Origin of the sequence: Eubacterium ramulus, assembly GCF_045002895.1 — a bacterium.
Lineage (GTDB): Bacteria > Bacillota > Clostridia > Lachnospirales > Lachnospiraceae > Eubacterium_I > Eubacterium_I ramulus.
Genome location: NZ_CP173382.1, coordinates 2709745 through 2725431, shown reverse-complemented (window position 1 = coordinate 2725431; position 15687 = coordinate 2709745). Strand labels below are relative to the sequence as shown.

General features: G+C 40.6%; 12 protein-coding genes and 1 pseudogene. 10 read left to right on the top strand and 3 right to left on the bottom strand.

What is annotated here, in order from left to right; all coding sequences use genetic code 11:
* Positions 1–2: 2 nt before the first annotated feature.
* A pseudogene (locus ACIRUQ_RS12715) lies at positions 3–2576 on the top strand (TrlF family AAA-like ATPase).
* A gap of 205 nt (positions 2577–2781) precedes the next feature.
* Here the strand turns inward: ACIRUQ_RS12715 and ACIRUQ_RS12710 are convergent.
* Entirely contained in the window at positions 2782–3306 is a 525-nt protein-coding gene (locus tag ACIRUQ_RS12710) for a helix-turn-helix domain-containing protein (RefSeq protein ID WP_404856494.1), read from the bottom strand.
* 613 nt (positions 3307–3919) lie between these two features.
* Here ACIRUQ_RS12710 and ACIRUQ_RS12705 point away from each other — a divergent pair.
* The 3 genes from ACIRUQ_RS12705 (at position 3920) to ACIRUQ_RS12695 (ending at position 6380) form a co-directional block, all read left to right on the top strand.
* Positions 3920–4114 (top strand): hypothetical protein, encoded by a 195-nt coding sequence (locus tag ACIRUQ_RS12705; RefSeq protein WP_002578394.1) that lies wholly within the window; start codon positions 3920–3922, stop codon positions 4112–4114.
* A 231-nt stretch (positions 4115–4345) separates the two neighbouring features.
* A complete protein-coding gene (locus ACIRUQ_RS12700; protein WP_055289428.1) occupies positions 4346–5569 on the top strand; it encodes a site-specific integrase in 1224 nt (407 codons plus the stop codon).
* Between the two features lie 349 nt (positions 5570–5918).
* Positions 5919–6380, top strand: a complete 462-nt coding sequence (locus ACIRUQ_RS12695; protein WP_021740756.1) for an Hsp20/alpha crystallin family protein — start codon at positions 5919–5921, stop codon at positions 6378–6380.
* A 99-nt stretch (positions 6381–6479) separates the two neighbouring features.
* Here the strand turns inward: ACIRUQ_RS12695 and ACIRUQ_RS12690 are convergent, their stop codons facing one another.
* Positions 6480–7859, bottom strand: a complete 1380-nt coding sequence (locus ACIRUQ_RS12690; protein ID WP_022035373.1) for an MATE family efflux transporter — start codon at positions 7857–7859, stop codon at positions 6480–6482.
* A 366-nt stretch (positions 7860–8225) separates the two neighbouring features.
* Here ACIRUQ_RS12690 and metG point away from each other — a divergent pair, with 366 nt between their 5' ends.
* The 6 genes from metG (at position 8226) to ACIRUQ_RS12660 (ending at position 14662) form a co-directional block, all read left to right on the top strand.
* The gene (gene metG / locus ACIRUQ_RS12685; RefSeq protein ID WP_055289368.1) at positions 8226–10202 is read left to right on the top strand and encodes a methionine--tRNA ligase; all 1977 of its coding nucleotides are present in this window, start codon (positions 8226–8228) and stop codon (positions 10200–10202) included.
* On the top strand, positions 10202–10969 hold the full coding sequence (locus ACIRUQ_RS12680; RefSeq protein ID WP_055289367.1) for a TatD family hydrolase: 768 nt from the start codon (positions 10202–10204) through the stop codon (positions 10967–10969). The genes metG and ACIRUQ_RS12680 overlap by 1 nt, the downstream gene beginning before the upstream one ends.
* A 38-nt stretch (positions 10970–11007) precedes the next feature.
* The gene (rsmA, locus tag ACIRUQ_RS12675) at positions 11008–11892 is read left to right on the top strand and encodes a 16S rRNA (adenine(1518)-N(6)/adenine(1519)-N(6))-dimethyltransferase RsmA (RefSeq protein WP_055289365.1); all 885 of its coding nucleotides are present in this window, start codon (positions 11008–11010) and stop codon (positions 11890–11892) included.
* Between the two features lie 218 nt (positions 11893–12110).
* The gene (locus ACIRUQ_RS12670; RefSeq protein ID WP_167618734.1) at positions 12111–12902 is read left to right on the top strand and encodes a SpoIID/LytB domain-containing protein; all 792 of its coding nucleotides are present in this window, start codon (positions 12111–12113) and stop codon (positions 12900–12902) included.
* A 138-nt stretch (positions 12903–13040) separates the two neighbouring features.
* Positions 13041–13826 carry a M23 family metallopeptidase gene (locus tag ACIRUQ_RS12665; protein ID WP_055289363.1) on the top strand — a complete coding sequence of 262 codons (786 nt, stop codon included), beginning with the start codon at positions 13041–13043 and terminating at the stop codon, positions 13824–13826.
* Between the two features lie 413 nt (positions 13827–14239).
* Positions 14240–14662, top strand: coding sequence for a GIY-YIG nuclease family protein (locus ACIRUQ_RS12660; RefSeq protein ID WP_082432679.1), 423 nt, complete (start codon positions 14240–14242; stop codon positions 14660–14662).
* A gap of 70 nt (positions 14663–14732) precedes the next feature.
* Here ACIRUQ_RS12660 and trmB read toward each other — a convergent pair whose 3' ends face one another.
* A complete protein-coding gene (gene trmB, locus ACIRUQ_RS12655; protein ID WP_021740746.1) occupies positions 14733–15377 on the bottom strand; it encodes a tRNA (guanosine(46)-N7)-methyltransferase TrmB in 645 nt (214 codons plus the stop codon).
* Positions 15378–15687 lie beyond the last annotated feature (310 nt).

Genomic DNA, 15687 nt, shown 5'->3' with positions numbered 1-15687 from the left:
AAATGTTTGAATCAGGGCTTGAATTTTTAAGGGCAGATTTTCATCTGCATACACAAAAAGATAAAGAATTTTCATATAGTGGTGAACCAAATGATTTTGTGAAATCATATATTTCGGCATTGAAACAAGCTAATATTTCTGTTGGAGTTATTACCAATCATAATAAATTTGACAAAGATGAATATAAAGCCTTAAAAAGGGCAGCAAGCAAAGAAAAAATATTTATATTACCTGGTGTAGAATTGACTGTTAAAGAGGGAGCTAATGGTATACATACTCTTATAGTTTTTAATCCTGATGAATGGTTAGAAAATGGCAATAATCACATTCAAACATTTTTAACAGCCGCATTTGCAACAATATCTAATCCTGAAAATAGAAATACAAAATGTTGTTATGATTTAAAAAGCACATTGGAAAAACTGGAGGAGTATGGAAAAGATTATTTTGTAATATTTGCCCATGTTGATCAAGGCAGTGGTTTGTTTAACGAATGTGGAGGCGGTCTTTTAGAATCGCTCTCAGGGCTTGCTCCGTTTAGAAAACGAGTTTTAGGAATACAAAAATCGAGGACAAGGGATAATATAAATAAATTTAATCGTTGTTTTGGATATATTCCAGCTCTTATAGAGGGATCGGATCCTAAATCATTGAAAGATATTGGAAAAGGCGATAAACAAACATATTTAAAAATCGGAGAATATTCATATGCGGCGATTAAATTTGCATTACAGGACTATAAAAGTAGAGTTGCTGAATCATTACCGGAAAGAAGACATGGGTATATTGAATCTATAAGTTTTCAAGGCGGAAAATTTGATGATCAGACTATTAGATTTTCATCAGAGCTTAATTCGTTAATTGGAATTCGCGGAAGTGGAAAGTCGTCTGTGCTTGAAGCAATTCGTTATATATTTGATTTACCGTTGCAAACAGATAAAGAATATAAAGAATCACTGATAAAAAATATTTTTGGCTCAGGAGGAAAAGCAACATTATCTGTTGTTGATAAACATGGCAAACATTATATTGTTAGTCGTATATACGGAGAACAGAGTAATGTTATAGATGAAAATGGACTTGACTTAAATATACAACCGTCAAGCTTGTTTGATGGAATTCAATATTTTGGGCAAAAAGATCTATCAAATAGTGCTGATCATGAAAATGGTCTTCTTGAGAAATTGGTTGGTGGAAAAATAGGGAAAAGTGCAGAAATAACATCTTGTGTGAAGGAGTTGACAACATCGGTTTCTCAATTATTAGATGCGAATAAAATTCCAGAGCAGATTGAGGAATACAAAATTAAAAAATCTGAAGTTGAGCATAAAATGTCTATTTACAAGGAAAAAGGCGTTGCAGAAAAATTAAAAAAACAAACTGGATACACAACAGATAAAGCAAAGTTGGATTCTGTAAAAGGACGAATTGATTCAGCAGTACGAGAATTAAAAAAGTGTTATGATAATAATAAAGATGTGACTTTAGGCTTGCAGGGCGTGGAAAGTGTTTATAATTCTGATATTATAAAGAAGGCAAGTGATATTTTAAGTGCAATTGGAAATGAAATTTTAAAAATTGGAGAGGCCGTCACGCAGATAGAAAGTAATTCGTTAGAATTTGCAGATGTAGTGGAAATGTTATCGAAAAAAATAGATGGATTATCTGATGAATTTGCTGAAATAAAAAGAGAAATCAAAGATGATACGTTAGATATTGATGGATTTGTCAAAATGACAGAAGAGCTGGAAAAATATAAAGAGAATTTAAAGCAACTAGATGAACGAGCTAAATCCAAAAAACAAATAGAAAGTGCATTCAAGAAAGCAATGCGTGAAAGAAATGATATATTATTAGAACAATTCAATGCATATAAACTTGAAATTCAGAAAATTAATGAATCACAAAATGAATTAAAAATCACTATTGATTTTAAAGGTGACAGAGATAATTTTAAATCACAGATGAAGACTGATTTTAGGGGGTCAGGTATTTCTGAAATAAAATATCAATACTTATGTGACACGTTTAGAGATTATGTGGAGCTTATAGAAGACTGGATATTATGTGATGGTATGAAAATCAAGGAAATTATTTCATCCTCAGAATATACAAAGCTTGATAAAAAATTGCAAGATCAGTATGCGGATCTTCTGAAGAATTAGGTTTCCAATAATGTTGAAATATATTATCATGACAAATTATTACGACACCATTCAATAGGGCAGCGTGCGTCAGCTCTTATATTGTTTATACTCATGCAGTCTGATAATGATATTATTCTTATAGATCAGCCAGAAGATGATTTGGATAATAAAATTATTTACGATGAAGTAATTACAGCAATTGCGAAAAAGAAACAAGATATACAATTTATTTTTGCTACACACAATGCTAACATTCCAGTTCTGGGTGATGCTGAAAGAATTTTTGTGGTTGAGTATCAAGATACAACGATTGATATATCGCAAGGGAATATTGACCTGAAATCTACACATAAGCAAATTGTAGATATTATGGAAGGCGGAGAGGAAGCATTTGATAAAAGGCAATTAATTTATACATCATGGAAATAGATTGCATAGATGATCAGATTAAAAAATCAAGAACAAACAAATATGTATATTCCATATTGGGCATAATTTAAGTTTCGCTAAGTTTCACTTATATAGGTGTCTGAGGAAAATTTAATAGGAAAAACATAAAAAAAGCACTGAAAACCATTGGATTATTGGTTTTACAGTGCTTTTCCTTTTGCAAAAGAGGAAAAATGCAGTGAATTTAAGTTTCACTGAGTTTTGATTTTACAGAGAGCCATTGCTTCTTAGGCTCATATTTTCCACATCCATCACAAGTCTGCGGCCAGTTAATTTTCCATTCAAAATATTCATCTCTGGTAATCATACCGGATTTCAGCTCATCCATTCGAACTACCCATTCTTTCAGAAAATCATTCAGAACCCCATAGTCAAACCACATACAGACAGGTGCATGAGCCGGCCAGCTATCATTGTCATGGTAGTAAACGGAAGTGTCTGCTACTTCATTGCATTTTTCACCGGGAAATTTCTTAGGGAGAAGCAGATGCAATGCAGATGGATTAAATTCATCCAGCCAGAAAAGCAGTTCCATCATTTCGGAAGCGTCACGTCCAGCGGTATCATAGAGGGTATAAGGATTGACATCCAGAGCCTTAGCCATTTTATCAACCAGATCTTTTTTTGGAACACGAACACCTTTTTCATATTGTACAATTCTATGCTGATCGGTCAGTCCGATTTTCTCTGACAGTTCTTTTTGTGTCATTTTCCGGAATGTCCTGATTTTTTTTAGTTTCAGATTAAAATTCATAAAGTCACCTCTGCATTAGTCCTGATAAACATCCGTTGAAGATAGTAAAATCAAGAAATAAATAACTATTTGTCCATATTATAACATAAACTAGCAGAAAATCAATAAAAAAGAGTACAAAAAAGAACCTATAACGCATGAAGTGCTATTGACATTAGCAGTAACGGGGGATATAATGGCATTAAATCAAATAGGTACAAAAATGTATACCTGCAAAGCTTTTGATTATTGAACCTTGAAAATTGAATGAGCTGTATGGGTGCCTTTCGGGCTTAAAGGTAACACAGGATTCCACCGCTGTATCAGAGAGTAAGTAGTATGTGGAAACCGAAGATACTCCGGCAACGACTGGTATGCTTGAGAAGAAGCTGCCAGTATTCAGAAAGATTTCTGATAGAGGTCAATTGTAACGTTGACACCGCCACATACAAATGGAAGCCAACACGCCGAACGGAATGGAAAATCATTGTAAGAAGTCTAAACAAAAAGTAGAGTGTACTGACAACGGGCATAACCGCTGTCTGGGAGGTGATGCAGAAGAATACGGAGGAAAGGAGGTAGGTGCATCATGAGAAAAACAACAGAGTATAAGGCTGAGAACCGTCTGACGGTAGATATTGAAGGATTAATGGCAATGTTATCCTGCGGAGAAGTAACTGCAAAGAAAATTGCAGATTATGCAGAAGCAAGAGTGATTGTTGGAAGACGAGTTCTTTATAACGTGGATAAGATAAAAAAATATCTTGATGCAATGGCAGTGTAATGAAAGATGAGAAGATAAAATACAGCAACTTTCCTTCGGAATGAAAAGTAAAAAAGGGAAAAATTCCTGTAAAATAGGCAAATAAAAATTAGCATTTTGCAGGAATTTACCCTTGGAAACCATAAAATATTATGTTAATCTGTGAGCAGATATCAGACAGTATATGACTGATACCGACAGGACAAAAATCATTCCGAATAACGAAAAAATGAAGTGAAAGGAATGATTGATATGGCAAGAAAAGATAATAAAGGCAGAAATTTAAAAACAGGTGAATACCAGCGTCCGGATGGACGTTATGAGTATCGCTACAAGGATGAAATTACCGGAAAGCGTAATTCGGTTTATGCAGCTGATTTGGCGAGTCTGCGAGAAATGGAAAAGAAGATTAATAAGGATATGGATGATCTGCTTATTACAGATGCATCCGTCAAGAAGTTGACCATAAATACGTTGTTTGAGCGATACATGTCAACAAAGAATATCAAGGAAAGAACGAAAAAGAATTATATCCGTATGTGGGACTATCGGATACGAAATACTTTGGGAAACATTCGTGTTGTGGATTTTAAGACGTCTCACGTAAGGACGTTTTTTTCCTCATTGTCAGATGAAGGACTGGCACACAGCACGATCAAAGGTCTTTATGGTTTATTGAATCCTAGTTTTGAACTGGCAGTGGAAGATGGGATTATCCGCAAGAATCCGGTAACAGGAACACTTGGAGATTATGGGGCTCCGGCAAAGGAGAAAGAAGCACTGACACTGGAACAGCAGGAAAAACTTCTGAAGTTTGTTGAACAGAGTAATGTGTATAAGCCTCATCTTCCAATGATGCAGGTTATGTTTGGGGCTTGCCTGAGAGTGAGTGAAACCATCGGCTTAACCTGGTCAGATGTGGATATGAAGAACCGGGAGATTCATGTAGGTGGACAGCTTGTGTATTATGAAGGTAATGAAGGATATTGTTTCCATGATTCAGAAACCAAAACGGATGCAGGAATCAGAGATATTCCTATGACACAGATGGTATATGATGCGTTCCGTAAACAGAGAGAGCTGAACCTGATGCTTGGTTTGCAGAGTAATGTGGAGATCGGTGGACGCAGTGGATTCATCTTCAATACCAAGCATGGACGTCCGATCATGCCGGCGGGAGTGAACAGCTTTCTGAAAAATATTGTCAATGCCTATAATAAGAAAGAAAGCAAACTGGCAGAAGAAGAGAAGCGAGATCCGGAGCTGATGCCTCCTATTTCATCGCATACCCTTCGTCATACGGGATGTACCAGACTGGGTGAGAACAATGTCAATCCCAAAGTTATGCAGTATGTTATGGGCCATTCAGATGCACAGATCACAATGAATGTCTACAATCATATTGCAGAGAAGTCTCACGTGGAGAATGAGATGTCTAAAATGAATCTGCCGGGAACTGTACCTGCTGTGGTATAAACCATAAGCTGTTGTCGTAAAATGTGGTAAGAAAATCAGACGAATATATTTTTCCAAGAATTTGTCGTAAAAATGTGGTCAAACCAAGAAAATCGAGTGCGAAAGTAAGTGAAAAATCCCTGTGAAGCCCGTAAAATCAAGGCTTCACAAAATCTTCACAAAAAATTAGCACTCACCTCTTGACATGGCTAATAATAGGTGATATAGTACAGATAGAACAAAGGAAGAGAGATAAAAGGAACAAAGAAAAGTTCCGAAGATCCAAAAATCCAATGCTCAATGCGAACAACACTTCGGTTACTCCGAATGTGCAGACAATAAAGACAATTACTGAAAGGAGTAATGACTTATGATGATGCCTAGAATTTTTGGAGAAAACTTATTTGATGATTTTATGAACGACTTTGCATTCCCGGATTTTACAGACAGTGCAAATATTGAGAAAGCTTTGTATGGTAAACATGCTAAAAACATAATGAAGACAGATGTCAAAGATACCGAAAACGGATATGAAGTAGATATCGATCTTCCGGGCTTCAAGAAAGATGAGATCACAATGAAACTGGAAAACGGTACATTAACCGTCAGCGCAGCAAAAGGTCTTGACAAAGATGAAGAGCAGAAGGATAAGAAATATGTAAGACGTGAACGTTACGCAGGTGCTATGAGCAGAAGCTTCTATGTGGGCGAGCATGTAGCAGTAGAAGATATCCATCCGAAATATGAGAATGGTATTTTAAGCTTTACCGTTCCGAAAAAAGAGCAGAAAGCAGTAGAAGAGAAAAACAAATTTATTGCCATTGAAGGTTAATCTGAACGCAGATAAGATAATTGAATCTTAAATGAACTTTCCCTAAATAAAAATCCCTGGCAGGAAATAGATCCTGCCGGGGATTTTTTTGTCAAAGAATTACAAAGAGATATTTTGCGTTGATGCTTGTTTTGGAAACGCTGTTTTGGTATAAACAACCATTAATATTGCACCGATCAACCAGGAAATCGGATATACCATGTATACACCATCAATGGTTGGAATATGTGGTACTGCCAGCCGGATCCAGATCACGCGGTAAACACAGAGTGAGAACAGGATAATGACCATTGGCGGAACAGATTTTCCGATTCCGCGGATGGCGCCTGCCAGTCCATGCATAATGGCCAGCAGGAAATAAAATGGGCAGAAGTACAGCATGGCTCTTACACCAAATTCGATGACCGTCGGATCTTTGGAAAAGATACCGATCAGCGGATGTGCAAACAATAGCAGGATACTGCCGACGCAGATACAGTAAATAACACCCATGGCAACAGTGACCCGCATGCCTTTCCGTACACGCTCCATATTGCCGGCTCCGTAATTCTGTCCGGAAAAAGTAGTAGCTGCCATACTGAAACTCATGACGGGCAGAATGTTAAATCCGTCGATCTTGATATATGCCGCAAATCCCGCCATGGCGAGCGCACCATAGCTGTTGACACTGGCCTGAACCAGAACATTTGCAAAAGAAATTACGGTATTCTGGATGGCGGTCGGTACACCAACCTGGATAATACGGATAGCAACCGTTTTATGAATCCGGATTTTTCTCAAGACTACTTTGTAGCTTTCATTTACACGCATCAGATAAAGCATACAGAGTACGGCAGAGAGCAGCTGACTGATATCTGTCGCAATCGCAGCGCCGGCAATGCCCATCTTTAAGACAGGGATAAATAACAGATCCAGTATAATATTGGTAAAAGAAGCAATTGCCAGATATAATAATGCACGCTTGGAATTGCCGACAGCGTTCAAAATGCCACTTGCCATATTATAAAGAATACTGAAGATTACGCCTGCGAAATAAAGCCGCAGATAAGTGATGGATTGAGGCATAACTTCTTCTGGTGTGCCCATCCAGCGAAGAATCTGCGGAGACAGAATAAGACCGGCAGCGGTCAGGACAACGCCGAGGATCAATGCAATTGCCAGTGCAGTATGTACGGACTCATGGATTCCTTTTTTGTTCTGTGCACCGATAAACTGGGAGACAATGACACCGGCACCGGCAGCGGCTCCCATACTGAAAGAAATTAGCAGCATGATCAGGGAAGAACTGGAACCGACGGCAGCCAGAGCTTCACTTCCAAGGAAATTTCCGACCACGATCGAGTCGACCGTATTATATAACTGCTGAAGCATATTTCCCAGAATTAGCGGAATAGAAAAAAATAAAATATGTTTCCAGATACTTCCTTCTGTCATCAGGGTAGAATGTGATGTCTTTTTCTTGTGTAATGCAATCCCCATATTTGATAGACTCCCTTCTGTTGTAACTTGTATAAAAGAATGTTTCACGCAAAATAAAGTTCCAGAAAAAATACTCATGTGTTATGTATATAAGTATGTATTGCATTTTCCCTGAAACTTTATAGAATTTTTTCATTGAATCTATTATAACGCTTCTTATTTGTAAGAATCAATATAGAAATATGCAAAGATATAGTCTCCGGCAGAATTGCAGAGTAAATGAGCATTGCTTTGTAAAAATCTTTGCTGAAAACCAGCTTTATGCCTGTCTGCTTCATTGACTTTTCAGGGTGCCTGTGATACGCTTAACTACTAGGAAAAAAAGAAAAATTCGTCCGTATAAAACCCAAAAGGAGTGATTTGATTATGTGTAAAACCTGCAAAGGAAAATATTATATGACAACAGCGATTGCCTACACATCAGGCAAACCGCACATTGGAAATACTTATGAGATCGTACTGGCAGACAGTATTGCCCGTTACAAACGACAGGAAGGTTATGACGTATACTTCCAGACCGGAACAGACGAGCATGGTCAGAAAATCGAGTTAAAGGCAGAAGCAGCCGGTGTGACACCGAAGGAGTATGTCGACAAGACTGCCGGAGAAGTAAAACGCATCTGGGATTTGATGAATGCTTCTTATGACAACTTCATCCGTACAACGGATGAAGATCATGAGAAACAGGTGCAGAAAATCTTCAAAAGACTGTACGATCAGGGAGATATTTACAAAGGATATTATGAAGGAATGTACTGCACACCGTGTGAGTCTTTCTTCACAGAGTCTCAGCTGGTAGACGGCAAATGCCCGGACTGCGGTCGTGAGGTTCAGCCGGCTCAGGAGGAAGCATATTTCTTCAAAATGAGCAAATATGCGGATCGTTTGATCGACTATATCAATACACATCCGGAATTTATCCAGCCGGTTTCCAGAAAAAATGAGATGATGAACAACTTCCTGCTGCCGGGATTACAGGATCTGTGTGTATCCAGAACTTCTTTCAGCTGGGGTATTCCGGTAGATTTTGATCCGAAGCATGTCGTATATGTATGGCTGGATGCGCTGACAAACTATATTACAAAGATCGGTTACGATGCAGATGGAAATTCTTCAGATCTGTTCAAGAAAAACTGGCCGGCAGATCTTCATCTGATCGGTAAAGATATCATTCGTTTCCATACGATTTACTGGCCGATCTTCCTGATGGCTCTGGATCTTCCGTTACCGAAACAGGTATTTGGTCATCCGTGGCTGCTTCAGGGCGATGGAAAAATGAGTAAATCCAAGGGCAACGTACTGTATGCAGACGAGCTGGTAGATTTCTTCGGCGTAGATGCAGTCCGTTACTTCGTGCTTCATGAGATGCCGTTTGAAAATGACGGCACGATTTCCTGGGAACTGATGGTGGAGCGTGTAAACTCGGATCTTGCAAATACGCTTGGAAACCTTGTAAACCGCACGATCTCCATGAGCAACAAATATTTTGGCGGCGTGGTAAACAAAACAGGCGTTGAGGAAGACGTAGATGCTGACCTGAAAGCAGTTGTAACAGGAACCCGCGACAAGGTAGCTGCAAAAATGGATCAGCTGCGTGTGGCAGATGCAATTTCAGAAGTATTTACCTTATTCAAGAGATGCAATAAATATATTGACGAGACGATGCCTTGGGCACTTGCAAAAGATGAGGCAAAACAGGATCGTCTGGCAGAGGTTCTCTACAATCTGGTAGAGAGTATCAATATCGGTGCAGAGCTGTTAAAGAGCTATCTGCCTGAGACATCTGCAAAAATCCTTGCTCAGATCAACGGCGCAGAGCGTGATTTTGACGATCTGGCAACCTTTGGTCTGCGTGAGAATGGTCTGAAAGTAACAGATACACCGGAAATCCTGTTTGCACGTCTGGATCTTGCAGAAGTTATGAAAAAAGTAGAAGAACTTCATCCGCAGGTTACAGAAGAAGCACCGGCCAGGGAAGCAGAAGCTGATGAGGAAGTGATCGACATCGAACCAAAGGAAGAGATTTCTTTTGAGGATTTTGGAAAAATGCAGTTCCAGGTTGGTGAGATCATTGCCTGTGAAAAAGTGAAAAAATCCAAAAAACTGCTTTGCTCCCAGGTGAAAATCGGAAGCCAGGTAAAACAGATCGTTTCCGGAATCCAGAAACATTACACACCGGAAGAGATGGTTGGCAAGAAAGTGATGGTACTTGTAAACCTGAAACCGGCAAAACTGGCAGGTGTGCTTTCCGAAGGTATGCTGTTATGTGCAGAGGATGCAGATGGTAATCTGTCCCTGATGACACCGGAGAAAGCAATGCCATCCGGAGCGGAGATCTGCTAATGATTTTTGATACACATGCACATTATGATGATGAACAGTTTGATACAGACAGAGATGCTCTGCTGCGCGGAATGGCAGAGCAGAATGTCGGCACGATCATAAATGTCGGTGCGTCTTTGGAAGGCTGTTGGCGCAGTGTGGAGCTGGCGCATCAATATCCCTTTGTCTATGCGGCCGTTGGCATTCATCCGGATGAGGTGGGAGATTTAAATGAGGAGTCTTTTGCCCGTCTGCGGGAAACCGCCCGCATGGAAGAAAAAGTAGTCGCTATCGGTGAAATTGGTCTTGATTATCATTGGGATGTTCAGCCGCACGAAGTGCAGAAGTACTGGTTTGTAAAGCAGATGGAACTGGCGAAAGAACTGGATCTGCCGATTGCGGTGCACAGCAGAGATGCGGCAAAAGATACCTTTGATCTGATCGCAGCCAGAGGAAAAGGTCAGCGTGGCGTGATCCATTGTTATTCCTATTCTCCGGAGATGGCACAGGAATATGTAAAGCTCGGATATCATATCGGACTCGGCGGTGTGGTTACATTTAAAAATGCAAAAAAGGCAAAAGAAACGGCCAGACAGATTCCGCTGGATCACATTTTACTGGAAACGGACTGCCCGTATATGGCACCGACACCATTTCGTGGAAAACGTAACAATTCCGCATACATTGATTATGTGGCGCAGGAAATCGCAGATCTGAAAGGAATTTCCAAAGAAGAAGTGATTGCTGTTACCGAAGAAAATGCAAAGAAGTTATTTGCAATTATTTGATAAGATGGCTCTGAATCGTTGAAATATAGGAGAATCATATGAGTGAAAACAGACCAAAACCATATCTTGGAAATCCGCAGGAGACCATTGTGGTATTAAACCGTTATAAATTTGCATTTCAGAAAAAGTTCGGTCAGAATTTCCTGATCGATACCCATGTGCTGGAGCGCATCATCGATGAGGCTGGTATTACACCGGATGATTTTGTGCTTGAAATCGGACCGGGTATCGGTACCATGACCCAGTATCTTGCCTGCGCAGCCCGTGAGGTTGTGGCAGTGGAGATTGACAAAGTGCTGATCCCGATTCTGGAAGGTGATACGCTGAAAGCATTTGACAATGTAACTGTCATCAATGAAGATATTTTAAAAGTGGATATCAACAAACTGGTGGAAGAGAAAAACGGTGGCCGTCCGATCAAGGTGGTGGCAAATCTGCCATATTACATTACGACACCGATCATCATGGGACTTTTCGAGAGTCATGTACCTATCGAGAGCATCACGATCATGGTGCAGAAGGAAGTTGCAGACCGTATGAAAACCGGACCCGGTTCCAAAGAATATGGTGCCCTGTCTCTGGCGGTACAGTATTATGCAAATCCGGAGATTGTAGCAAATGTTCCTCCGAACTGCTTTATGCCTCGGCCAAATGTCGGTTCCGCAGTGATCCGTCTGACAAGATATGAGACACCTGTGGTTGATGTCAAAGATGAGAAGCTGATGTTTCGTATTATCCGTGCATCCTTCAATCAGCGTAGAAAGACACTGGTCAATGGACTGAAAAATTCCGGTGAGATTAATTTTAGCAAAGAACAGATCGAGGCGGCGATCACAACCATCGGCAAACCGCTGACAATCCGTGGAGAGGCACTGACGCTGGCTGAATTTGCAGCGTTATCTAATGCTTTTTCTGATATGTAATGATCAGATAAGAATATCTCATGCGTTTGGCTTGAAGGAATCAAAGGATTTTGTATAAGAATAAAGTATCTGTGGAATAAATAATAATCTGAGTCATAAAGTTTAGAATGAAAGAAAAATTCAAACTTTATGGCTCAATTTTTATATTGGTTATTTTTGTTCCCTTCCTGTTGATGCTCTGGGTAGAGGGAGGCTTCGGAGGGAGACAGGCGGATCCTGTGCAGCAACAGATCGAAGAGGCACTGCCTTTTGTGGTCGCAAAGGAGGTTTCTGTGGGAAGCAGAACAGAAACACTGAAAGCGCAGGCAGTCATTGCCAGAACGAACCTCTGGGGAATGTATCTGAAAAATCAGAGTGATGATGCGCAGGGGAAAAGAGATTGGCTGGAGCCGGGTGGAACAGAAGACTTAATGACATTGTGGGGAGCATCTGCCTATGAGAAAAATATGGAGAAATTCAGACAGGCTGTGAAGGAGACGCGTGGTGAGATCCTGACCGTTGAACATCAGCCGATCCAGGCGGCATACCACTATGCGGCAAATTGCAAAACCCGAAATGCATCGGAAGTTCCGGGGCAGGAAGCCGCAGTGTATCTGCAGAGCGTGGATAGCCCGGATGATATGCTGGCGGATGGATTCTTAAGCATCAGCTATATGGAAAAACAGCAGATGGCAGATGCATTGGCATCGTTGTTTCAGGAGGATGCTCCACAGGCGGAAAATTTGCCGGGAGCACTGGAACTGACTGTCAGAGACAGCGCCGGTTATGTGACGGAGGTCACCTGTGGAAGGACGGTGGCAAACGGCGAGGCAGTACGTCAGGCACTGCATTTGAATTCAGCCTGTTTCTATTTTTCAGAGCTGGATGGAAAGATACGGATTTTGACAAAAGGCATTGGACATGGGCTCGGTCTGAGCCAATACGGTGCCAACGAACTGGCAAAACAGGGAAAGAATTACCAGGACATTCTGAAATATTATTATCAGGATGTTACGTTAGAACACTGGTAATGATTATATGATTTTACATAATTTATGATGCCAGGGTCAAAAGCCTGAAATAATTAATTTCTGTATTGAATAGTTTTTCATTTTTCCGGAAAGAATAAAAGTAAAACAGCAGCCGATGGCGGAATCTGGAGGAGAAAAATGGAAAAAAAAGAAAGACGACGGGTACTTATTCATAGACAGAAATCATATTTGACAGCAGGCGTGGTCACATTGGTGGCAGTAGTGGCCATGATGGGCGCATATCAATACGAAAAGCGTGCAGAAAAACAGGAACAGCAGGAGCAGGTGACTCTGGCGGAGCAGACGGATACCGATGAAACACAGAATACCACAAATGCGGATGATACGCAGGAGACCATGGTGACACAGAAGCCGGATCAGCAGACTGAAAATACGGTCAGCAATCAGGCAGACAGTTCTGCCCTGGCGCAGACGGATACCGTGCAGGGAAGCACAGACACGACGGCAGTATATCAGCAGGTACAGACCAATGAAGAACCGGTGCTGCACTTTGCGGCGACAGATACCATTGGCTGGCCGTTGGAGGGCGATGTAATCCTGAATTACAGCATGGATCGTTCGGTATATTTTGCCACATTGGATCAGTATAAATATAATCCGGCACTGATCATTGCCGGGGCAGTAAATGACCGTGTAGTGGCTGCTTCCGATGGACAAGTTATCGGTGTGGATACCACCGCAGAAACCGGACAGACGGTGACCATTGGGCTGGGAGACAGCTATCAGGCCATCTACGGACAGCTCAAGGAACTGGAAGTGTCAGCCGGTGATTATGTCAGCCAGGGAGACACCATTGGATATCTGGCAGAACCGACAAAATACTATTCCGTGGAGGGAGCCAACCTGTATTTTGCCATGACAAAAGAAGGAAAACCGGTGAATCCAATGGATTATATAAGATAAGTAATGATTTGATCTCAGAATGTTTTGCGGATCGTATTTGCAGCACACATTTTATTCGGAATTGTGTATAATAACAATATAGAGATCAAAATTCGCAATCGATATAAAAATGATACAGTTTTACTTCAGAAAAAGACGGTTATCTCAATCTGAATTGAGATTCCGCTTCTGCAAGTGATGAGTAATAACAAATCCTTTTCAGTCGGAGAACCGATTTCTGACCTGAATAAAATACAGTACGTCGATTGCTTTTTATAAGAGTGCCTGAGATGCCATGAATGATGGAAAACCAGAGATTTTGATGTGGCATCTCGGGATACAAACATAAAAAAAGCAATAGTATAAATACCTGATCGTACAGATGCAAAAGCATACTACAAAGTGAGATGATCAGAATAAAAAATGGGAATAAAATGAGAGTGACAACAGAGAACACAAAAAAAACGGCAGAGACAGAAACAAAAAATGCCTCCGTAAAAAAAGCAGATGAACAATCAACAGAATCTGCAAGAAAAAAAGCAGAAAAACCGAGCGGGAATGCAGCTGCAAGAAACTATACATATATTTTGAAATGCGGGGACGGAAGTCTCTATACCGGATGGACAAATGATATTGCAGCACGTCTGGAACAGCATCGCAGAGGAAAAGGAGCGAAATATACCCGGGGACGGGGACCGCTGGAACTTGTGTATCTTGAAGTGCATGATACAAAGTCAGAGGCAATGAGCCGGGAAGCGCGGATCAAACGATTTACAAAAAGAGAAAAACTGAATCTTCTTGGAACAGAAGAATGGCGCTTGGAACTGACAGGAACAGAACTGGAGTTGCTGGGATAAAGTTTTGCGAGAAAGAGGAAACAGATAAAAAACTGCCTTTTGGGGCAGTTTTTTATCTGTTGCGGTCTGGTTATCGGGAAACAATAAGTTTGCAGATCGGATTTCCCATAGAGGAAAACTTCTGCTCATATTCAGTCATGACATTTCCCTGATTCAATGTTTCATCATGGTGCAGATCCCAGGTGAAGGCATCCAGATGCCAGCCTGCCGGTTCCACCTGCTCCAGAGAAAACTGAAACAGATCTTTGTTATCGGTCTTAAATTCTACATGACCTTCCGGTTTCAGGATCTTATCATATCTGCCGAGGTAAGTCGTGGAAGTCAGACGTCGTTTCGCATGTCTGTCTTTGGGCCACGGATCGGAAAAGTTCAGATAAATGCGGTCTACTTCATGTTCAGCGAACATATTGCAGATATTTTCAGCATCCATACGGACAAAACGCAGGTTTTCCGGCAGTGTCTCCAGTGCATCTGTTTTTTCCAGAGCACGGATAAGCACGCTGGAATATTTTTCAATACCGATATAGTTGATTTCCGGATTCTGCTGTGCCAGTGTTGTGATAAACTGACCTTTTCCCATACCTACTTCAATGTGGATCGGATGATTATTTCCAAAAACTGTATGCCAGTTTCCGGCCTGAGGATTTTCCTCGAGAATACACAATGGATGCTCGGCGATAGCCTCCCGGGAGCCGGGTACATTTCTTAATCTCATATAAAATTAGTCCTTTCTTTTGTAAAGCTTCAACATATCATTGTAAAAACAAAGGAATCGCAATCGTTCTGATTCCCATGATTGAAATGTCAGATGTAAAACAGTTTTATGTCTGTCTGGTATTTTACTATAAGATGCGAATTGCGACAAGTAAATTACAGTTGTTTGGAAAATAAATGCAGTGCATTTTATTAAGATATCATGAATTTTGCATGATATGTCCTGCTTCCTGGTGCGGAAGCGGTGTTTTTACTGGACGGAATATCGAAATTTTGCTATGATAGTAGTTGTGTGAATTCCAAATTTATAC